The organism is Maribacter zhoushanensis (genome assembly GCF_029350975.1).
In the GTDB taxonomy this organism is placed as follows: domain Bacteria; phylum Bacteroidota; class Bacteroidia; order Flavobacteriales; family Flavobacteriaceae; genus Maribacter; species Maribacter zhoushanensis.
This window is the reverse complement of sequence record NZ_JARKMR010000004.1, coordinates 187,898-212,270: the sequence shown is the minus strand read 5'-3', so window position 1 is coordinate 212,270 and position 24,373 is coordinate 187,898. Positions and strand designations below refer to the sequence as shown.

The 24,373-nt window shown below is 35.1% G+C and carries 18 protein-coding genes; 12 read left to right on the top strand and 6 right to left on the bottom strand.

Features of this window, described 5'->3' with window-relative positions; all coding sequences use genetic code 11:
* The first annotated feature begins 75 nt into the window (after positions 1-75).
* From pfkA to PXD56_RS14375, 3 genes are all read left to right on the top strand, one after another.
* Positions 76-1,062 (top strand): 6-phosphofructokinase, encoded by a 987-nt coding sequence (gene pfkA, locus PXD56_RS14385; protein WP_276494037.1) that lies wholly within the window; start codon positions 76-78, stop codon positions 1,060-1,062.
* A 23-nt stretch (positions 1,063-1,085) separates the two neighbouring features.
* Positions 1,086-2,087 carry a type I glyceraldehyde-3-phosphate dehydrogenase gene (gene gap / locus PXD56_RS14380; protein WP_276494036.1) on the top strand — a complete coding sequence of 334 codons (1,002 nt, stop codon included), beginning with the start codon at positions 1,086-1,088 and terminating at the stop codon, positions 2,085-2,087.
* An 87-nt stretch (positions 2,088-2,174) separates the two neighbouring features.
* A complete protein-coding gene (locus PXD56_RS14375; RefSeq protein WP_276494035.1) occupies positions 2,175-3,026 on the top strand; it encodes an N-acetylglucosamine kinase in 852 nt (283 codons plus the stop codon).
* Positions 3,027-3,030: 4 nt separating this feature from the next.
* Here the strand turns inward: PXD56_RS14375 and PXD56_RS14370 are convergent, their stop codons facing one another.
* Positions 3,031-3,411, bottom strand: a complete 381-nt coding sequence (locus tag PXD56_RS14370; RefSeq protein WP_276494034.1) for a RidA family protein — start codon at positions 3,409-3,411, stop codon at positions 3,031-3,033.
* A gap of 18 nt (positions 3,412-3,429) precedes the next feature.
* Positions 3,430-6,192, bottom strand: a complete 2,763-nt coding sequence (locus tag PXD56_RS14365) for a putative LPS assembly protein LptD (protein WP_276494033.1) — start codon at positions 6,190-6,192, stop codon at positions 3,430-3,432.
* 104 nt (positions 6,193-6,296) lie between these two features.
* Between PXD56_RS14365 and PXD56_RS14360 the strand changes: the two genes are divergently transcribed.
* From PXD56_RS14360 to PXD56_RS14320, 9 genes are all read left to right on the top strand, one after another.
* Entirely contained in the window at positions 6,297-7,613 is a 1,317-nt protein-coding gene (locus PXD56_RS14360; RefSeq protein WP_276494032.1) for an N-acetylmuramoyl-L-alanine amidase family protein, read from the top strand.
* A 47-nt stretch (positions 7,614-7,660) separates the two neighbouring features.
* A complete protein-coding gene (locus tag PXD56_RS14355) occupies positions 7,661-8,626 on the top strand; it encodes an MlaD family protein (RefSeq protein ID WP_276494031.1) in 966 nt (321 codons plus the stop codon).
* A 111-nt stretch (positions 8,627-8,737) separates the two neighbouring features.
* Complete coding sequence (locus tag PXD56_RS14350; protein WP_276494030.1) at positions 8,738-10,063, top strand: 4Fe-4S dicluster domain-containing protein; 1,326 nt, start codon at positions 8,738-8,740, stop codon at positions 10,061-10,063.
* 8 nt (positions 10,064-10,071) lie between these two features.
* A complete protein-coding gene (locus PXD56_RS14345) occupies positions 10,072-10,863 on the top strand; it encodes a (Fe-S)-binding protein (RefSeq protein WP_276494029.1) in 792 nt (263 codons plus the stop codon).
* Positions 10,864-10,879: 16 nt separating this feature from the next.
* Positions 10,880-11,362, top strand: a complete 483-nt coding sequence (locus PXD56_RS14340; protein ID WP_276494028.1) for an ABC transporter ATPase — start codon at positions 10,880-10,882, stop codon at positions 11,360-11,362.
* Between the two features lie 94 nt (positions 11,363-11,456).
* Positions 11,457-14,366: a serine hydrolase domain-containing protein gene (locus PXD56_RS14335; RefSeq protein WP_276494027.1), complete on the top strand. Its 2,910-nt coding sequence runs from the start codon at positions 11,457-11,459 to the stop codon at positions 14,364-14,366.
* Positions 14,367-14,385: 19 nt separating this feature from the next.
* Positions 14,386-15,525, top strand: a complete 1,140-nt coding sequence (bshA, locus tag PXD56_RS14330) for an N-acetyl-alpha-D-glucosaminyl L-malate synthase BshA (RefSeq protein ID WP_276494026.1) — start codon at positions 14,386-14,388, stop codon at positions 15,523-15,525.
* Positions 15,518-15,964, top strand: coding sequence for a hypothetical protein (locus PXD56_RS14325; protein WP_276494025.1), 447 nt, complete (start codon positions 15,518-15,520; stop codon positions 15,962-15,964). Before bshA ends, PXD56_RS14325 begins: the two co-directional genes overlap by 8 nt.
* Positions 15,965-16,084: 120 nt before the next feature.
* Positions 16,085-17,266, top strand: coding sequence for an OmpA family protein (locus PXD56_RS14320; protein ID WP_276494024.1), 1,182 nt, complete (start codon positions 16,085-16,087; stop codon positions 17,264-17,266).
* A gap of 117 nt (positions 17,267-17,383) precedes the next feature.
* Here PXD56_RS14320 and PXD56_RS14315 read toward each other — a convergent pair whose 3' ends face one another.
* The 4 genes from PXD56_RS14315 to PXD56_RS14300 form a co-directional block, all read right to left on the bottom strand.
* Positions 17,384-18,061, bottom strand: coding sequence for a fibronectin type III domain-containing protein (locus tag PXD56_RS14315; protein WP_276494023.1), 678 nt, complete (start codon positions 18,059-18,061; stop codon positions 17,384-17,386).
* A complete protein-coding gene (locus PXD56_RS14310) occupies positions 18,058-21,441 on the bottom strand; it encodes a PQQ-dependent sugar dehydrogenase (RefSeq protein ID WP_276494022.1) in 3,384 nt (1,127 codons plus the stop codon). The genes PXD56_RS14315 and PXD56_RS14310 overlap by 4 nt, the downstream gene beginning before the upstream one ends.
* 198 nt (positions 21,442-21,639) lie before the next feature.
* Positions 21,640-22,617, bottom strand: a complete 978-nt coding sequence (locus PXD56_RS14305) for an MraY family glycosyltransferase (protein ID WP_276494021.1) — start codon at positions 22,615-22,617, stop codon at positions 21,640-21,642.
* Positions 22,618-22,639: 22 nt separating this feature from the next.
* Positions 22,640-24,355 carry a carbamoyltransferase family protein gene (locus tag PXD56_RS14300; protein WP_276494020.1) on the bottom strand — a complete coding sequence of 572 codons (1,716 nt, stop codon included), beginning with the start codon at positions 24,353-24,355 and terminating at the stop codon, positions 22,640-22,642.
* Positions 24,356-24,373 lie beyond the last annotated feature (18 nt).

The window sequence follows — 24,373 nt, the reverse complement described above, 5'->3', positions numbered from 1 at the left end:
TTTTTCTTAAAATGCGACTCCGTTTTATTCCGTTTTTAAACAAGATTTCTTAATTTCGTTGGCTTAAATTTTTCAATGTCTTCAGAAATAAAAAAAATAGCAGTACTGACTTCAGGGGGTGATTCACCAGGTATGAATGCAGCCATAAGATCAGTTGTTCGTACGTGTGCCTATATGAAGGTAGATTGCGTTGCGGTCTACAGAGGGTACCAAGGTATGATTGAGGGGGATTTTAAACCTATGGATGCGCGTAGCGTAAACAATATTATTAATAAAGGCGGTACTATTCTTAAATCTGCACGTTGCGATGATTTTAGAACGCCCGAAGGAAGAAAAACTGCTCACGAGCAACTAGTAAAGGCTGGTATAGATGCATTTGTAGTTATTGGTGGTGATGGTAGTTTTACAGGTGGTATGATTTTCAATAGAGAATATAACTTCCCCGTAATTGGTATTCCTGGTACTATTGATAACGATATTTTTGGTACTACCTTCACTTTAGGGTTTGATACAGCATTAAATACTGTTGTAGAGTGTATTGATAAAATTAGAGATACGGCAAGTTCCCATAATAGACTTTTCTTCGTAGAAGTTATGGGTAGAGATGTTGGGCACATAGCATTAAATGCAGGTGTTGGTGCAGGTGCTGAAGAAATTTTGATTCCTGAAGAAAATTTAGGATTGGATAGATTGCTAGAGTCTTTAAAAAGAAGTAAAGAATCTGGTAAATCTTCAAGTATCGTAATTGTTGCCGAAGGTGATAAATCTGGTAAAAATGTATTTGAACTAAAGGAATATGTTGAAGAACATTTACCAATATATGATGTACGTGTTTCTGTACTAGGTCATATGCAAAGAGGAGGTGCGCCATCTTGTTATGATCGTGTTCTTGCTAGTAGGATGGGAGTAAAGGCGGTAGAAGCGTTATTAGAAGGTAAGACCAACCTAATGGTGGGTATTCAAGATAACAAGCTTACGTTGACCCCTATTAACAAAGCAATTAAAGGACATACAAAAATTGATAAGGAACTTATAAGAGTTTCAGAAATAATGACGACTTAATAATAAACGATAAAAATAGAAAAATGTCAAATATGAAAATAGGAATAAACGGATTTGGTAGAATTGGTAGATTAGTCTTCAGAACTACGATTAAGCGTGGTGATGTTGATGTAGTTGCAATCAATGATTTGTTAGATGTTGAGCACTTGGCTTACTTGTTAAAGTATGATTCTGTTCACGGTAAATTTGATGGTACTGTAGAGGTTAAAGATGGTAACTTGGTAGTAAATGGTAAAACAGTACGTATTACTGCAGAAAGAGATCCAAAAAATATTAAGTGGGATGCTGTTGGTGCAGATACTGTTGCAGAATGTACAGGTATCTTTACAACTTTAGAAACGGCTCAATACCATATTGACGGTGGTGCTAAAAAAGTAGTTATTTCTGCTCCTTCTAAAGATGCACCAATGTTTGTAATGGGTGTAAATCATAAAGAGGTAAAAGCATCTGATACAATTGTTTCTAATGCATCTTGTACTACAAACTGTTTGGCTCCTGTTGCTAAGGTTTTAAACGATAACTTTGGTATAGAAGAAGCGTTGATGACAACAATTCACGCAAGTACTTCTACTCAGTTTACTGTAGATTCACCTTCTAGAAAAAACTACCGTTTAGGTCGTTCTGCAATGTTGAACATTATTCCTTCGACTACTGGTGCTGCAATTGCGGTAACTAAAGTTATACCTGCTTTAACGGGTAAGCTTACAGGTATGGCATTTAGAGTGCCAACTGCAGATGTTTCTGTAGTAGATTTAACTGTAAGAACTAGTAAGCAAACTTCTTTAGAGGAAATTAAAAAAGCTTTCAAAGCTGCGTCTGAAGGTGAGCTTAAAGGTGTATTAGGTTATACTGATGAAGCTGTTGTTTCTCAAGATTTTGTAAGTGATCCAAGAACTAGTGTTTTTGATGCAGAGGCTTGTATAGAGCTTAACTCTGGTTTCTTTAAATTAATTTCTTGGTATGATAACGAAGCTGGTTTCTCCAACAAAATGGTAGACTTAATGCAGCACGTTAATACACTATAACCTTCATTTTAGTATAACAAAGATATATCCTGAAAATGAGGCGGTTTTTCCTTATTTTCAGGATTATTTTTTAAAGACATTCGGTATATGATTTTAATAGTAGATAGTGGTGCAACCAAGTCAGATTGGATTGCATTAGATGAAAGTGGCGAACAACTTTTTTTAACACAGACTTTAGGTCTTAGTCCTGAAGTATTGACGAAAGATGTTATTGAAGATCGTTTAGCGAATAATTTTGAAATTTCTAAGAATAGAGAAAAAGTAACTCATCTTTATTTTTACGGTGCAGGTTGTGGAACCGATCGTATGAAGTTGTTCTTGAAAGCAATTTTTAAAGACTTTTTTCCAAATGCCAAAGCAGATGTAAAAGAAGATACGTATGCTGCCATATTTGCTACAACAAAAGTTGGTCATCAAGGTATCGTTTGTATTTTAGGTACAGGTTCTAATTGTAGTTATTATGATGGTAACCAACTGTTTCAAAAAGTGACATCATTAGGGTATATACCTATGGATGATGGTAGTGGAAACTTTTTTGGCCGTAAATTAATACGTGACTATTACTTTCATAAGATGCCTGCAGATTTAGCGCATAAATTTGCTAAGCAACATGATTTGGATGCCGATGTTATTAAAGAGAATTTATACAAGCAACCTAATCCAAATACCTATTTAGCAACCTTTGCTCGTTTTTTAATTGAGAACAAAGACCACCCTTATTCTAAAGGGGTTATTGATAAAGGTTTTCAGCAGTTCATCAATAATTACGTAATGCAATTTGAGCTTGCTACAAAAGTGCCTATCAATTTTGTGGGTAGTATAGCTTATTATTTAAAAGAAGAATTAACCACTGTATTGCTTAGAAACGATTTAATAGTTGGCGTAATTAGACAAAAGCCTATTGAAGGTTTGGTAGAATTTCATAAAGCTAATATGTAAAATACTACTTTACGGCAATCATAGAAATTTCAACATTTACAAACTTAGGTAAATTTGCAACTTCTACTGTTTCTCTTGCCGGTGCTGTTTCTGCATTAAAATAAGATGCATAAACTTCGTTTACTTCAGTGAACTGATTCATATCACTAAGAAAAATAGACGATTTAACAACATTGTCAAAGGTCATTTCAGCTTCGGTTAAAATGGCCTTTAAATTTTCCATAGACTGCTTTGTTTCTAATTTTATATCTCCAGAAACCAATTCTCCACTTTTAGGGTTTAAAGGAATTTGACCGGAAATATATAAAGTGCCATTACTCAATGTTGCTTGATTGTAAGGTCCTATAGGTGCTGGAGCGTTCTCTGTGTTTATTGTTTTCTTCATTTCTTTAGAATTTAGGTGTTAGTTTTGGCTTCTATTTTCCCACTTAAGGTCTTTAAGTATAGATGAATCTATACCTATGAAGAAGTACCATCTTTTGTAAGTTCCAAACGGTGTCCAATTAAAGCGCATGGTAAAACTCTTTAAATCTCGTTGAAAACGTAGTTGTGTTAATGTAAATCCTTGGTTTTTGAAATCATAACCAGAAGAGCCGCCAACAGACCAACGTGGTGCAAGTTCTATGTCTCCGGAAAACATTAAAGAGTGACTGCTAAATTCATTTTGACGTGCAGAATTACTGTAGTTTGCAGAATAGGCAAGCCTAAAGTTCCACGGAATTTTGGTTCCGAATATGGGATTTTCAACGTCAGAACCCTTATCATCCTTTTTGATGGGGTTAGAATTAAAATCGTCTGCCCTACCAAATAGGTCATCTTCTCTACCGCCACTTTGAGCTACGTAATCAAAAGGGTCTTGTTCTTCTTCTTCGTCTTTGTCCTTTTTGTTCTTTTTGCCGAACATTTCACTGCTAATGGAGTATGAGACATTGGCATTTGCTCTCGTTAATCTAAAAAGACTACCGCCATTGTCAATGTTCCAAGTGTCTATTCTGGTTCCGTTATTGTCAATAGCATACGGATCTAAACCTGCTGAAAAGTTAATTGACATTTTGTTGTCAAGTATATTGGTTCCTCCATTAATGCTTAACGGGTTAAGTCGTAGAGAATCAGATTCAAAATTATATCCCGTAGAAATATTGAAATTACTCAATAGTGATATTTTCTTAGGTTCTGTTTTGGTAGAATCCTTATCCCTCACTTTTGCTTCTAAGGTATTGGCTAAAGAGAAACTTAAACTATTAGATTTTCCTAAAGAAGGTGCGCCATTGAGAGTTCCTGTAAAGCGGCTGTATTGGACTTCAACTCCGTCCTCACCAAGATACTCATCATAAAACTGTTCAAAAGAAGGGGCGTAGCCATAGCTTAATGATGGTCTCGCAGTATGTCTTATAGCTTGAATTCTTTTGTCCTCGCCAAAATTGAAAGTACCGTATAGGGTGGTACCAATACTTGCACTAAAATTATAGGTGTTGTAGCGATCAAATCCACTAACGGTATCTATGACAACTTCTTCTAGTTCATTATCGTAGCTTCTGTTGTAGGTTTCTAATGACCAAACATCTTCATAGCTACCGCCCATACTTACACTAAAAAATTTAGCTACTTTAAAGTTTGTTGCTACCGGTATGCTATGGCTTGCACCAACTCTTGCGTTGTCGAACATTTTTGAAGTAAAAAAATCGTCGTCGTTCGTTGTTAATCTATTCTGGGCGTTAACACTGTATTGAAAATTAATATTGTCAATGATTCCCTTTTTAACACCGTCTTTTTTTACGAAAGGATATATACGCTCAACACTTGCTTGAAATGTTGGTAAGGTCATGTTAATGTTGTCGTCGTCATCTTCGTCGTCTGTTGCCGCTGTTGTTAGCTGTGAATGCGTAGCGGTTAAACTCATGTTTACAGACGGATAATTTGGAAACGTCTTTGAGTAGGAAATAGAGGAGGATAAAGTATTATTTTGGGTGTTGGGTAAATTACGTTGTTGTAATGAATTTTGAAAATAATCACTACTACCCAAGTTAACAGAGGCAGAAAACCTAGAGTTAGGACTTGCTTTGGTATCTTGTGAGTGAGAGAACTGAATATTATAATTTTGGGATAGACTATAGTCACTAAACCCTTTTTGGCTATTTACAATATTTTCAAACCTGAAATTAACATTTCCTCTGTATTTATAGCGTTTTGTATAAATAGATGCAGTTCTAAACCCATAACTACCATTGGTATAAAAATCACCTGAAAGTGTAATGTCTGCATAATCACCCAGTGGAACATAGTATCCCATATCTTGCAGAAAATAACCTTGGTCCGGATCATTACCAAAAGAAGGCATTAATATACCTGCAGACCTGCCTTGAGAAAGTGGAAAATATGCGAAAGGCATGGCTATAGGCGTAGGTACATCTGCAATGTATAAATTACTGAAGCCAGCAATTACTTTTTTCTTGGGTACAAATTTTGCTTTTCTTACACGTATGTAATAATCAGGGTTTATAGTATCTGTAGAAGTGGTTAATTTTCCTTCGCTTAAAAAATAAACCGAGTCATTTTCTTTCTTTGTAATCTCTGCATACACTTTCATGGCATCACTACCAAGTGATCCAGCAGCTGCTTGCTGTTCTGTTCTTGAGTTCCAGATTAGAGCTTTCTGTGTGTCGAAATTAAAACGAATAGAATCTGGTATAACAATATTTTCGCCTTGTTTAAAATAAGGGAGCTGACTGTAGTTACCCAAAGAATCTACCATTCTACCTGCATAGACTTCATTTTTAATGTAATCCATGATGATGATACCTGCCTTAAGTTCGGTATCTTGATAATAGATTTCTGCTTCGTTATACAGATAAATTTTATTTTCTTTTTGACTTAGCTTTACGTAATCTTTTGCTTTGTATTTTATCTTGTCTAAAAGTAAAGGTGGCTTTTGATTTAGTGAGTCGGCAACTAAAGAATCATTGGCTATAGAGTCTCTGAGTGCGGTTGGTGGGAACAATGGCGCGATTATTGAATCTCTATCTGCTTTGATATTAAGAGTCGTAATTTTACCTTCTTGACCAGTGGCGTAAAAAGCACTGGCAATAACCACGAATAGGAAAAGTAAGTATTGTTTGTTTGATTGCAAGGCTATATATCCTATTTTTGTAAAGGTTTGGCGGTCCAATGAGCCGTTATTTAAGATGTCAAACTTACATATATTTTTTAATCCGTATGTAGGGTCTTACAATAAATTTAACCATTAAAAGGGCGATATAATCCCTAACACATATGAAAATAAAATTGTTTAGCATTTCTTTAGTATTAACAACAGCGTTATTACTACTGTCTTTTACACCGTCTGACGAGAAAATTCAATCAGACGATCCATTTATTGTTGTTCTTGATGCCGGGCACGGTGGTCATGATCCTGGTAACTTAGGTAATGGTTACTTAGAAAAGAAAATAGCCTTGAATATAGTTTTGAAAGTAGGTGAGATTCTTTCAAAGAATAAGGATATCAAAGTCATTTACACGCGTAAAGACGATACGTTTATAGATTTATATGTTAGGGGAGAAGTGGCAAATAAAGCCAATGCTGATTTATTTGTATCTGTACATTGCGATTCTCATACCTCTGATGCACACGGTGCGGGAACCTTTGTTTTAGGACTTCATGCCAATAAACAGAATTTTGAGATTGCTAAGAAAGAAAACTCGGTGATTTATTTAGAGGACAATTACGAGAATAGATATGCTGATTATGATATTAATTCACCAGAATCTGTTATAGGACTTACCATAATGCAAGAAGAATTTTTAGATCAAAGTGTAGCGTTAGCTTCTATGATTCAAGAAAATTTCTCTAGTCAACTTAAAAGAACAGATAGAAAAGTAAAGCAAGCAGGATTTATTGTGCTGCACCAAACCTTTATGCCTAGTGTTTTAGTAGAAACAGGCTTTTTGACCAATAAGGATGAAGGTGCTTATTTGAATTCTACAAAAGGTCAGAATGAAATGGGCGATGCAATAGCTAAAGCAATTTTGCATTATAAAGAAGGTGTTCAGCCAACCACACAAGATATTGAAACTGTAGTAACAAAACCAGTAGCGCCGCCAATTAAAGAAGAAATTGTAGAAAAGGTAGAAGCTAAAAAAGAAGTGGTTGTTGAACCGGTAAAAGAGACTGTTGTTGAACCTGTTAAAGAGGTAGTTGCTGCAGTAGAAAAACCAAAAGAAGTTGATACACCGTCTAAAAGTGAAGCGGTCAAAGAAGTAGTTGATGTATCTGTGGTCAAGGTAAAAGAAGCAATAAATGAAAAAGAAGTTGCAAATTCTATTGTTTTTAAAATTCAATTAATGGCAAGTAGTAAGAATGTTGCACTTAATTCTAGTAACTTTAAAGGATTGTCAAACTTATCGCAAGAGCCTTATAAAAATTTGTATCGCTATATGTATGGGGAGACAAGGTCGTATAGAGAGGCTAAAATGATGCAGACCCAGGCTAAAGAAATAGGATATGCAACTGCTTATATTGTTGCTTATAAGTTAGGAGAAAGAATTCCTATACAAAACGCAATTGACGAGGTTTCTAATTTTAGACCATAAAGTGTCAATATTATTCATAATTTTGAGAGGACTAAAAATAAATTTGCTTGAAACTATCTAGAGAATTAAAAACAGGAATTATCGTAATTGGTGGCATATTACTGTTCATCATGGGATTCAGCTATTTAAAGTCGACCCCTATTTTTGATAATAGTAAAACGTTTTTTGCCGTATACCCTAATGTAGGCGGCTTACAATCTGGTACTACTGTTTCTATAAACGGATTCAGTGTTGGTAAGGTCAATGATATCAAATTTTTAGATGAGAGGGGAAATTTATTGGTAACTTTTACCGTTGGTAATGAGTTCAAATTTTCAAAGAATAGTACCGTTGAATTATATGATACAGGTATTATAGGTGGTAAAGGATTACAAATAAAACCCGTTTTTGACGAGGCTTTAGCACAATCTGGCGATACATTACGTACAGAAACTAGACCGGGTATTACTGACTTGGCACAGCAGAAGTTAAATCCTTTAGTACGTAAGGTTGAATCTGCTATTTCTGGAGCAGACTCTGTTTTGGTCAATGTGAATTCTGTTTTAGATGAAAAGACTAAAAAAGAATTGAAGGAAGTTATAGGAGGTTTAAATACATTAATAACTAGCCTTAATGGCAGTGCAACGCAACTTAATTCAGTTTTAGATACAAATAAGGATAAGTTGAACAACTCTTTCGAAAATTTTGAGCAGTTGACTGCTAATTTTGCAAAGCTTTCAGATTCTTTAAATTCAGCAGGACTAGGAAGAACTTTAGCGAGTTTAGAATCTACAATGGCTAGTTTGGATCAGGTTACGGCAAAAATTGAAAATGGTGATGGGTCTCTTGGTTTGCTTATGAATGATAAGGAACTATATAATAACTTAAATAATGCATCGCGTGAGTTAGACTTACTGTTGCAGGATTTTCGTTTAAACCCAAAAAGATATGTAAATGTTTCTGTTTTTGGTAAAAAGCAGAAAGACTACGAGTTACCAGAAAATGATCCAGCAACAAATAGGATAGAGAACTAAATTAGCTCCAGGCAAGTTCGATAAACATTGAATTGAAAACATAATTATAAATTCGACGCAAACGTCGGCGTATTTTGAATCTCGATTATCGAGTAAAGAAGATTAAATTATATGCAATATCTCCCTAATGTAATTTTTGTAATACTGCTAATAGCAGGTATTGGTTTTTTTGTAAAAAATGTTTCAAAGTTGAAAAGAAACATCTTTTTAGGAAAAGAAGAATCATTGACAGATGATAAGCCACAACGATGGAAAAACATGGCAAAGATTGCCTTAGGCCAATCAAAAATGGTAGTGAGACCCATTGCAGGAGCTTTGCATATCATTGTTTATGTTGGTTTCGTGATCATAAACATTGAGGTTTTAGAAATTATTTTAGATGGTATTTTTGGAACCCACAGAATGTTTGCGGTTTTAGGACCTGTATATGACTTTTTAATTGGTTCTTTTGAAGTACTTGCATTATTGGTTATCGTTGCCGTAGTTATATTCTGGATTAGAAGAAATGTAATTAAATTAAAGCGATTTTTTAAACCGGAAATGGAAGGCTGGCCGAAGAATGATGGTAATTTGATTCTTTGTATAGAGCTGGTCTTGATGGTTCTTTTTTTAACAATGAACGGTGCAGATTATCAATTGCAACAAATGGGTGCTGATCATTATGCAGAGGCTGGTGCATTTCCTATTAGTAGTATAATTGCCCCTATGTTTGAAGGTATGTCCATTTCTAGCTTGGTACTATTAGAAAGAACGGCTTGGTGGTTGCATATTGCAGGAATCTTGTTTTTCCTTAACTACTTATATTACTCAAAGCATTTACATATTTTACTTGCATTCCCAAATACGTATTATGGGAAATTGACACCAAAAGGTCAATTCAAGAACTTGCAATCAGTAACTGATGAAGTAAAAATGATGATGGATCCTGATGCTGACCCTTATGCAGAACCTGCGGAAGATGCTGCTGTTCCAGATAAGTTTGGAGCATCAGATGTGCAAGATTTAAGTTGGGTACAATTGTTAAACGCTTATACGTGTACGGAATGTGGGCGTTGTACAAGTGAATGCCCTGCAAATCAGACCGGAAAAAAATTATCTCCTCGTAAAATTATGATGGATACTCGTGACCGACTAGAAGAAGTTGGTAAGAATATCGATGCTAATAAAGGCGAGTTTAAAGATGACGGCAAGCAATTGTTGAACGATTATATTACACCAGAAGAACTATGGGCATGTACATCTTGTAATGCCTGTGTTCAAGCCTGTCCAATTAGTATTGACCCTCTTTCTATTATTATGGATATGAGACAGTATTTGGTAATGGAACAATCTGCTGCTCCTACAGATTTAAATAATATGATGGGTAATATTGAAAATAATGGAGCACCTTGGCCATTTAACCAAATGGACCGTTTAAATTGGAGTAAAGAATCTTAAAGATAGATATGGCAAGTGAATTAAAAGTGCCTACAATGGCAGAATTTTTTGCGTCGGGGACTGTACCTGAAGTTTTGTTTTGGGTAGGTTGTGCTGGTAGTTTTGATGATAGGGCAAAAAAGATAACGAAGGCTTTCGTTAAGATTTTAAATAAGGCAAATGTTTCTTTTGCGGTATTAGGTACGGAAGAAAGTTGTACCGGTGACCCTGCAAAGCGTGCTGGTAATGAGTTTTTGTTTCAGATGCAGGCAGTAACGAATATAGAGGTACTGAACGCTTATGAAATTAAGAAAATAGTGACGGCATGTCCTCACTGTTTTAATACCATTAAAAATGAGTATCCTGGTTTAGGTGGTAATTATGAAGTGGTACACCATACACAGTTTTTAAAAGATTTACTATCTGAAGGTAGAATATCTATGGAAGGTGGAACCTTTAAAGGTAAGCGTATTACTTTTCATGATCCTTGTTATTTGGGTAGGGCAAACGGCGTATATGAAGCTCCTAGGGATTTAATTAGAAAATTAGATGCTGAGCTAATAGAAATGAAAAGCTGTAAGCAAAGAGGTCTTTGTTGTGGTGCTGGTGGCGCGCAAATGTTCAAGGAACCTGAGAAGGGTGATAAAGACGTGAACATTGAACGTACAGAGCAGGCTTTAGAAACCAAACCTGAAATTATTGCGGCAGGTTGCCCATTCTGTAATACGATGATGACCGATGGGGTGAAGAACAAGGAAAAGGAAGATGATGTTGCAGTAATGGATATCGCTGAAATGATTGCAGCTGCAGAAGATTTATAATTTAAAAAAGTAAAATTTGCTAGTAGAATTTAATACGTTACCAGAGACTGCAAGAGTTTGGATTTACCAATGTAATCGGTCGTTTTCTGAAAAGGAGATTGCTGAAATTGGGTCGGACTTAGATACTTTTTTAACCTCATGGACCGCACACGGTAATGATTTAAAAGCCGGTTATGAGATAAAATACAAACGATTTATAGTGATAGCCCTTGACCAAACTGCACAAGGTGCTACTGGTTGCTCTATAGATGCATCGGTACATTTTATTCAGGCTCTAGAAAAGAAATATGATGTTCTGTTGCTTGATAAAATGAATGTTTCTTATAAACAAGGTGAATTTGTAGCCTATAAAAGCTTAATTGATTTTAAGGCAATGGCCAAGCAAAAAGCGATTTCAAAGAACACTATTGTATTTAACAATCTGGTAGCCAATAAGGGAGAGTATTTGGAGCACTGGGAAGTACCTGCTTCTGAAAGTTGGCATGCTCGATTTCTTTAACATAATTTCTTCTTAAGTATCAGAATTTATTGGGTTTTATCGATGAAATGCAATAATTTCAATCCATAATAGTTATCTCAGTACATATTTTTTTATGCGCTATATTTTTATTCTTATTTGTGGGTTGTTTTGCTGTTCAAGTATATTAGCTCAAAACCCTTTAGTAACTAAAGACAGTACCGATCAAAATAGATGGGTAGATGCTCAGTACGCTCAAATGAGTTTAGATCAGAAACTTGGTCAACTATTTATGGTGAGTGTTGCTTCTAACCAAAGTAAACAAGCTACAGATTTAATTAAAAAGTTAATAGTTCAAGAGCATTTAGGAGGAGTTATTTTTTCTAAAGGCGGACCTGTAAGACAGGCAAAACTTACCAATGATTATCAATCTGTATCAAAGCTTCCATTACTTATTGGTATGGATGCTGAATGGGGTCTTTCTATGCGATTAGACTCTACATATGCTTTTCCTTGGAATATGACCTTGGGTGCTATTCAAGACAATTCTATTGTAGAAAAAGTGGGCTATCAAATAGGTAAGCATGCAAAAAGATTGGGTGTCCATATAAACTTTGCGCCTGATTTAGATATCAATACCAATCCGAAAAATCCAATTATTGGGAATCGTTCCTTTGGTGAGGACAGGGATAATGTAGTTGCAAAGGGAACTGCTTTTGTAAGAGGAATGGAGAGTGCCGGTGTACTTGCAAATGGAAAGCATTTTCCTGGTCATGGTGATACAGAAGTAGATTCTCATCACAATTTACCGGTAATTCCGTTCTCAAGAAAAAGATTGGATAGCCTTGAACTCTATCCGTTTAAAAAATTAATTAGTTCTGGCTTAAGTAGTATTATGGTGGCTCATCTAGAGGTGCCTACGCTTGAAATGAAAAAGGGAATGCCTTCTTCTTTATCCGAACAAATTATTTCAGGTATTTTAAAAGAAGAATTAGGTTATGAAGGATTAATATTTACCGATGCCCTAAACATGAAAGGGGTTTCTACAAAAGGTAAAGATGGTAGTGTAGAGTTAGATGCGTTTATGGCCGGTAATGATATGTTATTAATGCCAGAAAATATAGTTAGTGCCAAAGCAAAATTGGCAAAGGCTTATGAAAAAGGTAAATTGACCGAAGAGCGATTGGCTTATTCCGTCAAAAAGATTTTAATGGCAAAATACAAAGCTGGGTTAAACAAATACAGACCTATTGCTATAAACAACCTTTATGAGGATTTAAATAGTCTTGAAGATGATATCATTTATGAGCAAGCAATTGAAAATGCAATTACGGTAGTTAAGAATAAGTTAGATATATTATCTATAAAGAATTTAGACAATAAGAAGGTAGCTTATGTAAAAATGGGTGATTCTGATAATGAGGCATTTGTTAAAGGATTAAAGAACTATGCTAACATTACTGTAGTTGAGGCAAGTGATATTAATACTTTAAAAGCCAAATTAAAAGATTTTAATTTGGTTATTGTGGGGCATCATAAGAGCAATGAAAGTCCGTGGAAATCATATAAATTTTCAACTAAAGAATTAAACTGGTTACAAGCCATTGGTAGTGAACGTACATTAAATCTTATACTTTGTGTATTTGCCAAACCCTATGCGTTGTCAGATATCAAGTCATATGATATGGTCGATGCTGTGGTAATGTCATATCAGAATAGTAGTATAGCACAAGAGAAGACGGCAGAAGTGCTGTTTGGAGCTGTTGGGGCTAAAGGGAAATTACCTGTTACGGCCCATCAAGAATTTCCAGTACAGACTGGTGTAGAAGTAAAATCTTTAAGTAGATTGGGCTATAGCATACCTGAACGTGTTGGTATGAGCTCAAAAGGACTTAAAGAAATAGATGAACTAATGAGCCATGGGTTGGATAGTTTAATGTTTCCTGGAGCTCAGGTGCTAGTAGCCAGAAAAGGAAAGGTTATTTATCAGAAAAGTTTTGGTAAGCCTACCTATGACAGTAAAGAAAAGATTACCAACGATTATATATATGATCTTGCCTCATTAACCAAAATATTGGCAACATTACCAATGGTAATGAAGATGGAGGAAGAAGGTAGAATAGGGTTGAATAATACTTTTGAAGAATTGGTGCCAAATTACTCCAATACTGAAATTAAAAATGTCACCGTTTTAAAGGCGTTATCTCATTACGGTCGTTTGCCGGCGTGGATTCCTTTTTACATTAATACGCTAGACGAAAATAAAAAACCCTCAGGTGAGTTTTATAGAAACAGGCCGCTGCCTGGTTTTTCAACAAAAGTGTATGATAATCTTTATTTGGCAGATGCTTACAAAGATTCCATTTATAATAGAATTGGTAGGCAAGATCTAAAGTCTAATAGATATCGTTACAGTGATGTACCTTATTATGTGATGAAAAAGGTCGTAGAAGAAAGCTACGGTCAAAGGTTAGACGACTTAACCAGTAATTTTCTTTACAAAAGAATAGGGGCAAACCGTACTACATATAACCCGCTAGAGAAGTTTGATAAAGCTATGATCGTACCTTCAGAAGAGGACAATTATTATAGATACGGTACCGTGCAAGGTTACGTGCATGATATGGGAGCGGCAATGCAAGCCGGTGTTGGCGGTCATGCGGGTCTTTTTAGTAATGCCAATGATATTGCTAAAATTATGCAGATGTATCTTCAAGACGGTTATTATGGCGGCACTAAGTTTTTTGATTCTAGAACTGTTAAAAAATTCAACACCTGTTATTTTTGTGATAATAATGTTCGTAGGGGTGTAGGTTTTGATAAACCTCAGTTGCAACATAGCGGTCCTACTTGTGGTTGTGTATCTAGAAAAAGTTTTGGTCACAGTGGTTTTACCGGTACCTATACTTGGGCAGATCCAGAAGAAGAAATTGTGTATGTATTTTTATCGAATAGAACATATCCTTCCGCATCTAACACGCTTTTAGTTAAATCTGGGTTAAGAACAAGAATTCAACAAGCCATTTACGATTCAATTCTGAATTAAAAAAGGTAATTTTGTTGTAATGAAAATAGCAATAGTATGTTACCCTACTTTTGGTGGTAGTGGTGTTGTAGCAACAGAATTAGGAATTGCATTGGCGAACAGAGGTCATGAGATTCATTTTATTACTTACAAACAACCCGTTCGTTTAGAACTGTTGAGTAACAAGATATTCTTTCATGAAGTTCATGTACCGGAATATCCACTCTTTCATTATCAACCTTATGAACTTGCATTGTCAAGTAAGTTGGTAGATACGATAAAGCTTCATAAAATAGATCTTTTACATGTACACTATGCCATACCTCATGCATATGCAGGGTATATGGCGAAAAAGATGTTAGAAGAAGAAGGTATTTATGTACCTATGATTACCACATTGCACGGCACTGATATTACTTTGGTAGGTAAGCACCCGTTCTATAAACCGGCAGTTACGTTTAGCATCAATCAATCTGATGTGGTAACCTCTGTTTCGGCCAGTTTAAAACAAGGAACGTTGGATACTTTTGATATTCAGGGTGATATTGAGGTCATTCCCAATTTCATAGATGCAAAAAAATACAGCACTACTTTTACAGATTGTCAACGATCTAACATGGCTACGGAAGAAGAGCGTATTGTAACACATATTAGTAATTTTAGAAAGGTAAAACGTATACCTGATGTTATAAAGATTTTCAGTAAAATACAATTAGAGATACCTTCAAAATTGATAATGGTTGGTGAAGGTCCTGAAAAGGCTGTTGCTGAGCGATTATGTGAAGAATTGGGTATTTCTGATAAAGTGATTTTTCTAGGTAATAGTAATGAGATAGATAAGATTTTATGTTTTTCTGATTTGTTTCTCTTACCATCACAATCGGAAAGTTTTGGACTAGCAGCCTTAGAAGCTATGATAAATAAAGTTCCGGTTATTTCTAGTAACGCAGGCGGTATCCCAGAAGTAAATACAGAGGGTGTTAGCGGATTTTTAAGCGATGTTGGCGATATTAATGATATGGCGGCCAAGGCAATAACCATTTTAAAGAATGATAGTGTTTTAGAGCGCTTTAAGCTGAATGCATTAAAAGAAGCACAGCGTTTTGATATTCAAAAAGTAGTACCACTTTATGAAGAGGTATACGAAAGAGCTTATAACGGAAGATTAAAAAATGTTTAAATATTCTATTTGCTTTTTTTTAGTTGTGTTGATTCAATTAAATTCTTGTAAAAGTACTGCACAAAGTAACTTTCAAGAATCTAATGATTTGGGTATGGAACTTCTATTAAATGAAAATTATAGCGGCTTTGAGCATGAAGAATATATTCTTATCAAAAATCAGAAAGAATTGAATGCTTTTTATGGCAAAATAAACCGTACTAGAAAGCCAGGTTTGACTCCGCCTTCCATAGATTTTACCACGGAAATGGTACTTATTTGGTGTGGTAATAGTAGTGCATCTAGTTTTGCTAATCTAAAGTTGAGTGAGGATGAAAACTTCCTAGAAATACATAAGCTTAAATCCAAAACTTCTAAAGAAGAAAGTAAGTTAGTGGTCAGCCCTTTTAGTATGTATAAACTACCGCTAAGCGCAAAAAGTTTAAAAATAGAAAAGTAATTAGTCGATAATTCTTCTACATTCAACTATCGGACGATTTTAATTGCTGTATATAGTAAATGTTTGATAACTAGTTAGCTTACAATTAATTTTGTTTTTTATAACCCCAAATTGTTCATTATGAAAACTACAACTCATCTTAGTTTTTTGCTGCTATTTATGCTTTCTTCAGTCACTTTTGCCCAAGATGAACTTCAAATTACGGCAAAAGATAGTATTGTTCAAAGCTCTTGGATTTTCGGAGTTGGCTTAAATGCAGTTGATGATTCCGGTAATGTATTTGATGAACTTTATAACTTTTCAGATGAATGGAATATTGTTCCTTATCCATCAAGAGTAAGTGTTGGACGCTATTTTAAAAGTGGTCTGGGTCTAGAAGCAATTGGTACTTATAACCAATATAAGGAAGGTAAAAATGTTGATGGGGAAATTTTAACTGAAAATATCAATTATTTTGCCCTAGATGGTAGAATAACGTATGATTTGAACAAAATAATTGGTGAAACTGGCTGGTTTGACCCTTATGTTGGTATAGGTGCGGGTTATACAGATGCAAATAATAGAGGTAGAGGTACCTATAATGCTATAGTAGGTTTTAGAACATGGTTTTCAGATAGATGGGGATTAGATCTTAATGCTACAGGTAAATGGGCTATGAGCGAAAGTGAAGGTGTTTCAAATCACTTACAGTATGCAGCAGGTGCCGTTTATCAATTTGGAATTGAAAAAGGTCTTTCTAAACGTGGAGAAGAGAAGTTGGAACTATTGGCGGCCATTGCCAAAGAGAAACAACGACAAACAGATTCTATTAATGAGGTTAACCGTTTAAAAGACGAAGCTTTACTGGCAGAAAGACTTAAGAAACAAAAAGAAGCAGAAGCCTTGGTTGCTGCCGAGAAAGCAAAAATTGATGCAATCAATAAGCGTAAAGCAGAAATTAAATCTAAAATTGAAGATTTAGGTTATGTTTATTTTGATTTGAATTCATCTTATCTAAATTCATCTTCTAAAAAAGTGTTGGAATCTTTAGCAGATGTATTGATCGAGATACCTACTTTAAAACTAAAGATAACCTCACATACAGATTCTCGAGGAACATCTAAATATAATGATTGGTTATCTCAACGTAGAGTAGATAAAACAAAGGAGTATTTAATATCTAAAGGTGTTTCAGAAGAAAAACTGACAACCGAAGCCTATGGAGAGTCTATGTTACTTAATGATTGTAATGACGATACGTATTGTCCAGAAGAGAAACATGCGGTAAACAGACGATCAGAGTTCATTATTCAAGAATTCTAAAAGATTATTTTATAAAAAAAGCCCGATAAATGTTTATCCATTTATCGGGCTTTTTTGTTTATGTTAAATTAAGCAAGAGTACCTTTTTCTTATGTTTTAACTTAAGTTTCTCTCCTTTTATCCTACGCTAAAATTAAAAACTTCAGAAGTTGATTCATTTCCTACACTATCTTTAGTTACAACTTTCCAATAGTAAACTTTCCCAGCCTCAACCGCAATGTCGTTGAATCTAGTTTCCGTAACATCTGTTCCATAAAGTTCAGGATCTTTTACTTCACCAAAATATAGATCGTAAGAGACTATATCGTCATCTGGGTCTTCTGATCGCCAAATTAGATTTATTGATGTACTCGTTTGTGATATTGTAGCACCACTAACTGGTGATATTGCCGTGGCAGGATACGGTATAGTAGATTCTAGACCGGGACCTTCATTATAAAAAGTCCAAATTTCACTACTACTATTTACTTTACCGGTTACATACCAGGAATAAGCAACACCACGTTCTAAAGTAATGGCAACTTCTGTAGCATCGCTTAGTATAAATTCTGTTTGTGAACTCAACAGGTTTGTTAAATGAACGGTGTACGGACTATTGTCATTGTTATCTTCCCATTTAAAAACTAGTTCGCTCTGTGTTTCGGAAACGATAACGCCTTCGGTACATTCAGAATCATTTTCGGGAAAAATAAGCGTAATGTTTATTTCGTCATTGGCATATTCCAGAACATCTGAATCTACACCGCATGACTGAATTAATAAAAATAGAAAAACTAAAAATCCGCTTTTTTTCACTGTTTTATTAGTTTGAAGGATTTATTAAAACCATCATTCTTCAATTTTAAAAAATAAATACCAGAACTTAAATAGCTGGTGTTTATTTCAATAATAGATTGTTCAACTTTAAGATTGCTAGAATGTAGTAAAACTCCCGCTTCGGTAAAAATAGCTATTTCAAGCTTATCTATTGTAAGAGATTTTAAATCAATTGACAGTATGTTGCCCACAGGGTTGGGATAGATTATTGGCGTATTTCTTAAATATATAGTTTCTTCAAATTTGCCTTGGCAAAGTTGACCTGAACTAACGCTAATATTGTTGATGTCTTCAAGAAGTGGCAGGGTAATTTGAGATTCTTTAGTTTGAAAACTTTTACCGTTAACTTGAACAGTATATTCTTCTGCACCAATCATATGAATATTGGCTTCATTTGTTAGAGCATTAAAATCTAAAAATACACTCAAGGGTAAAGGCTCGGTTATGACTATTTTAGAACATGTTTGATAATTTGAAGAATTGATAGGGGATATGCATAAATTATAATCCCCGTTCGCTAAATCTTTTATAGATAGGGTTTCGGTGAAGGGTATTGTACTATTTACGCCCTCACCGGTAATAGTTGCCGAAAATTCTTCAGTAGTTATGGATTCTATTAAAACTGAGCCGTTTTCGGAACCAATACAAGAAGTACCGGTAGAAGTTATCTTAAACTGATTGTTAGGGTATGAAGTTGCTATGCATCCATTTTCATCCACAAATTCCCCGCTGGGTGTATTAGGGCAAAAGTCATCAGAATTCAATACTCCGTCGCCATCATCATCGCCATCATCGCCATCATCAATACTAATAGTATCAATGATCAATGTAAAATTTTTGGTACATCCTTCTACCGTAGTAAAGGTGTAAGTACCAGCCTGTGCTTGGCTTACGTTTTCTATTAAATAATCATTTTCAACAATATCGCCCCCGGGAAGGGTGATTGTAAAAGGGGTATTGTTGGGTAAAATGCTTAAGGTAATATCCTTACCTTCAGTAATCGTTAAGTTGTCACTGCCACTATCCCAGCTACCATTTATGAAATATTCTGGAATTACGTTTTCATCAGTACAAAAAACTTCTGCCCATATAGCAATATTGTTGGCGTTCACATTTCCCGCTACATCAAAGTTACCGCCAACTAGAAGCTGGGTTTCATCCTTTATAAATTGTAAGGTGTTTACTCTGGTATTTACACCTACATTGGTATCTGTTCCTAAAGCTTCCCAACCACTTTGTTCGCTCCAGCGGGCAATATTGTTCATTACTTTATCAATGGATCCATTATCACTTGCAGTATCAAATGTACCTCCTACGTAAATGTACGGTCCACTATGGGTAATAGCATTTATGTTTCCACTTACCCCTGTTCCCATAGCTTGCCATGTACTACTGTTTTTATCATACCTGGCTATTCTATTTACTGTTTTGTCCCCGGCAATGGCAAAGTTGCCTCCAACATATAAATAATTACCTAAAGATTCTATTGCTTGTACAAATCCGCTGGTGCCAGAACCCAGGGCAGACCAATTAGTACCGTTCCATAGAGCGATTCTATTTGCGGCAATACCACCGGCAGTGTCAAAATTACCACCCACATAAACCTGACCGTTGTCTTCTATATGAATGGATCTTACTTCATTATTAGTTCCTGAAATAGTAGTTGTAGCATCTGTAAGCAGGCTCCAGGTATCATTTTCCCATTTTGCTATATTATTGGCATTTAAGACACCAGCAGTAGTAAATACACCGCCAACGAACAAAACTCCATCTTCATTAAAATCTATTGTAGAAACTTGACCGTTGGTTCCGGAACTCAAAGATGACCAAGTGGTACCGTTCCATTTTGCTATATTATTGGCTTCAATACCATTTACTGTTGTAAAATCCCCGGCTATATATAATGTCCCGTCCGTTGCCATTGCAGTAGTTAATATAGTTCCTTCTACAGCGACACCCAATGTGGCCCATTGTTCGTTTGTACTTAAAGTGGCCAAATTGGATACATTTATTCCTCCGGCACTTGAGAATGAACCTGCTATGTAACTTAAGTTATTTGAAGAAGTTAAAATAGTTTCTACAATTCCATTTGTTCCTGAGGATAGTGATTTCCATTCACCAATTCCATTTACAGGTGTTGTCACGGGACCGGTTACAGTTTCCGTAATTTTAAAAATTTTTGCATTTTCTCCGTAATCGGAGAAATATAACTCACCAGCTTCATCTTCACCAAATGAGGAAATGAACTCTCCATTGGTTTTGAAAAGTAGTTCATTGGATATGGCGCCGTTCAATGGATTATATTCAAGAGCCCACACACGCCCTGAAACATAGTCGCCATAAATATATTTGTTTTTTATACTGTTGCTAGTTAAGGAACCATTGTAGGTATAGCCGCCGGTTATGGAAAGGTCAGATGCATTGTGGTCATAGAAGAAAATAGGCTTAATATCAGGTGATGTAGCAAGTAAGGTTTCACTTCCATAGCTAGGTTCTGTATTAGCTTCAAATTTGTTCCAGCCATAGTTGCCGCCTTTGGTAATAATATTAATTTCCTCATAGGAATTTTGACCTACGTCCGCTCCCCACAGATTACCGGTAGGGTCAAAAGAAAATTTCCATGTATTCCTTATTCCCCAAGCATAAATTTCATCTAATCCTGATAGGTCCACTCTTGGGTTGTCACTTGGTATTTCATAATTGCCATTAGGTAATTCTGGGTTTGATTCAATTGGGTTGTTTCCATCCAAATCAATATCAATTCTAAGTAAGCTGCCAAAAACTGTGTTTAAATTTTGTCCATTTCCTTGTGGATCGCCACCACCCCCGCCATCACCAATAGAAATATATAAGTAACCATCAGGACCAAAAGCAATTTTACCGCCATTATGGTTGGAGTCTGATTGATTTTTGGTGTATTGTGCAATAATTGTTCTAGATGAATAATCGATCAAATTAGGATTGGAACTATCTACGGTATAACGCGCAATATTAATTCTGTAATTACTGGGTTGATCAATATAGTAAACAAAAATATAACCGTTAGTAGCATAATTGGGGTGAAAAGCTAGACCTAAAAGTCCAATTTCCTGGCCGGAGCTATACGCTACATTAGATGAAATATCTAAAAATGTAACCAGTTCTTGGGTGGTTACATCTTCTTTATTTGGAAAAACTTTTATGAAACCTGGCTGCTCTACGACGAACATACGATCGGTACCGTCCACACTAGCTTGGATTTCAGTAGGGAAATTGAATGTAATGTTCGGGAAAGCCTCTTTATAAGATAATTCTTGGCTATGAGCGAAAAAGAATACTAAACAGAAAATAAAAAATAAAAAGTGCTTGTGATTAACCATGAAATATTCGGGGGTATTGATATTAAAATCACTAATTAAAACTGCAGCTTAGTTTATGATTATCAATAAGCTATGCGAAAGTAATAAATAATTGAATTTAAAGAACCAATTTAACCGAAGCGGTCAAAAAAAACTGTTATAGCATACTAGAAAATATGCTAATGAAATAGGACTTTTAAAGAAGTTATGATTTGTAAATTATGTGTTTTGTTCTATAAAACTAGGTTTCATTTTTTTATTTAAAAAAATGTGAACTACTATTAATACTAAAATTAATGGTACGGCCGTAAGTAATTGTAGACTTAAACTTTCGTGTATTACCAATAGCACAATGATGTTGACTAAAATTTGTGCTATAGCGTAACCACCAGCAACGGTCAAGTGATTAACAGATCTTATATGTACAAGGTTTTGATAAAGATGACTTTTGTGTGGTTTAAGAATATTCTCCTTTTTTATTAATCTAGAAATAATGGTAACACCTCCATCAACCAAATAAACGGCAATGAACATAAATGGTAGGGGCGTATTCAAATTAAAAGAGAATAGAAATAGTAAGAAGGCGATGAAAACTCCAATAGAAATACTACCAATATCGCCTGCAAAGAAAATGGCTTTTTTCCTGAAATTAAAGAAGCCAAAAACCAAGATTCCTAAAATTCCAAAAACTAAAATTTGATAGTCAATTAGATTAAATGAGTAGTTCAATACCAAAACGGAAAATAAAACAGCTAAGGAATAAAAGCCTGTAATACCGTTTATGCCGTCCATGAAATTATAGATATTTATAATTCCAAGACAGAAAATTAGTAATGGCAATATCCAGAAAATAGCATTGTCAAAAAGGTTTAGTTGATAAAAAACTAAAATAACAGCAATTATCTGTGCCCCCAATCTGCTTAGTGTACCAAGAGTTTTTAGATCATCTACAAAGCTTATAAAGGCAACTAAAAATATTGCGGCAAATAAATAGGGTAGTGGTAGAGATTGCGTAAAAAAATAAATGAATAAGGATATTACGAAAAGTATACCGCCCCCTCTAATAGTATTTAGCGTATGTGAACTTCTATGATTGGGCACATCTTCAATCCCAAATTTTTGCGCTATTTTAATGTATAAATAGGCGCAAAAAAATAGAATTAAAAATGTGATTATAAAAAGAGTAATTGAACTCATTTATTTTCCTTGTGGTTGAATGTTATCTTTCTACTACGATATTTTCCATAACCAAAACATCCATAGCCGTTCTTTCAAAACAAGCGTAGGCTTCAGCTGGCGTGTTCACTATTGGCTCATTTTCGTTGAACGATGTATTAAGAAGAATAGGAACACCTGTCTTCTGTCTAAAGGCTTCTATTAAGTTGTAATATCTAGGTGAAACCTCTTTATCTACACTTTGTAATCTACCTGTACCATCAACATGTGTAACAGCGGGTATTTCTTTATATTTTTCTTTTTTAATAGGAAAAACTTTTTCCATGAAAGGCACATTTGAATCATATTCAAAATACTCACCCACATATTCCTTTAAAATGGACGGAGCAAAAGGTCTAAAACTTTCTCTACGTTTTATTTTAAGGTTCAATAATTCTTTAGCTTTCTCATTTCGCGGATCGGCAATAATAGACCTGTTACCTAATGCTCTTGGACCAAATTCTGCCCTACCTTGATACCAGCCTACTACAGAAGGTACAATTAGCTTATCTGAAATGTAATCATACAATTCCGCGTCTTCCATTTTTTTATACGAAACACCTTTGCTTTTTAAATATGCTTCTATTTCATCATTATTAAAATGAGAACCTGTTGAAGCAGATTTTTGCTCTCCGGCTCTTGGAAAGTCTAAAGTTTGATTGTAATGGTATAGTGCCGATCCCATAGATATACCGGCATCATGACCTGCTGAAGGTATATATAGGTTATCAAAATCTGTATTTGCAATTATTTTTCCGTTTGCAACAGAGTTTTGGGCAACCCCACCTGCAATACAAATATTTTTACTGCCCGTAGCTTTTTGCAAATGGTTTGCCATATGGAAAATTACATCTTCAGTAGCTGTTTGAACGGACTTCGCCAAATCTTTATGATATTGCGTTAACTCTTCTTTTGCACCTCTAGGTGTTCCAAAAAGCTCTTCGAATTTTTTGGTGAAGAATGGCTCAACTATAGGTTGATTGTTTTCATACAACGCTTTGATCTCTCCAAAATATTGTTTTTTCCAAGTCCAAAGGCCTTTTTCTTTGAATTTGATCAATTTCTTTACCTTGTCTACGTATTTTGGTTCGCCATATGGTGCTAGACCCATTACTTTATATTCGTCTCCATAATGCGGGAAACCTAAAAAGTGAGTGAATGCCGTATATAAAAAACCTAATGAAACCGGATAATCTATAGAATCTAATACTTCAATTTTATTGCCTTTTCCATAAGCGAACATTGTAGTTGTAAAATCACCTGAGCCATCAATTGATATAATGGCAGACTCTTCATACGGGCTAGCAAAAAATGCCGATGCTAAATGAGCCCTATGATGTTCTACGTTAACTAATTTGGCATTGATAATATCTTGGGGAATATTAAATGCATTTTCAAATTGTTCGGCCATAGAAGAAATATCCTTTCTATTCTCCCAACGGTTTTTTAATAATGATGTTCCGGTCTTTAAATTGGTAAGGGCATATAAAGCCTTCTTGTCAATTTTAGCTTTAGGGTCCCTACCTAAGGTTATATAATCTACCTGCTCTAAGGTAGTATTGGCCTCTTTCAAACAAAACTTAATGGCCTCGGCAGGAAAGCCGGCCCAATGTTTTATTCTTGTAAAACGCTCTTCTTCTGTAGCGGCAATTAATTTACCATCAACAAATATGGCTGCTGAAGAATCTGCGTGGTGTGTGTTTAATCCTAAAATTATCATTATTTATAGTTTTAAAAA

Coding starts and splice junctions, on each gene's coding strand:
- pfkA (WP_276494037.1), top strand. CDS start 76: ATGTCTTCAGAAATAAAAAAAATAGCAGTACTGACTTCAGGGGGTGAT.
- gap (WP_276494036.1), top strand. CDS start 1,086: ATGTCAAATATGAAAATAGGAATAAACGGATTTGGTAGAATTGGTAGA.
- PXD56_RS14375 (WP_276494035.1), top strand. CDS start 2,175: ATGATTTTAATAGTAGATAGTGGTGCAACCAAGTCAGATTGGATTGCA.
- PXD56_RS14370 (WP_276494034.1), bottom strand. CDS start 3,411: ATGAAGAAAACAATAAACACAGAGAACGCTCCAGCACCTATAGGACCT.
- PXD56_RS14360 (WP_276494032.1), top strand. CDS start 6,297: ATGAAAATAAAATTGTTTAGCATTTCTTTAGTATTAACAACAGCGTTA.
- PXD56_RS14350 (WP_276494030.1), top strand. CDS start 8,738: ATGCAATATCTCCCTAATGTAATTTTTGTAATACTGCTAATAGCAGGT.
- PXD56_RS14345 (WP_276494029.1), top strand. CDS start 10,072: ATGGCAAGTGAATTAAAAGTGCCTACAATGGCAGAATTTTTTGCGTCG.
- PXD56_RS14335 (WP_276494027.1), top strand. CDS start 11,457: ATGCGCTATATTTTTATTCTTATTTGTGGGTTGTTTTGCTGTTCAAGT.
- bshA (WP_276494026.1), top strand. CDS start 14,386: ATGAAAATAGCAATAGTATGTTACCCTACTTTTGGTGGTAGTGGTGTT.
- PXD56_RS14325 (WP_276494025.1), top strand. CDS start 15,518: ATGTTTAAATATTCTATTTGCTTTTTTTTAGTTGTGTTGATTCAATTA.
- PXD56_RS14320 (WP_276494024.1), top strand. CDS start 16,085: ATGAAAACTACAACTCATCTTAGTTTTTTGCTGCTATTTATGCTTTCT.
- PXD56_RS14310 (WP_276494022.1), bottom strand. CDS start 21,441: ATGGTTAATCACAAGCACTTTTTATTTTTTATTTTCTGTTTAGTATTC.
- PXD56_RS14305 (WP_276494021.1), bottom strand. CDS start 22,617: ATGAGTTCAATTACTCTTTTTATAATCACATTTTTAATTCTATTTTTT.
- PXD56_RS14300 (WP_276494020.1), bottom strand. CDS start 24,355: ATGATAATTTTAGGATTAAACACACACCACGCAGATTCTTCAGCAGCC.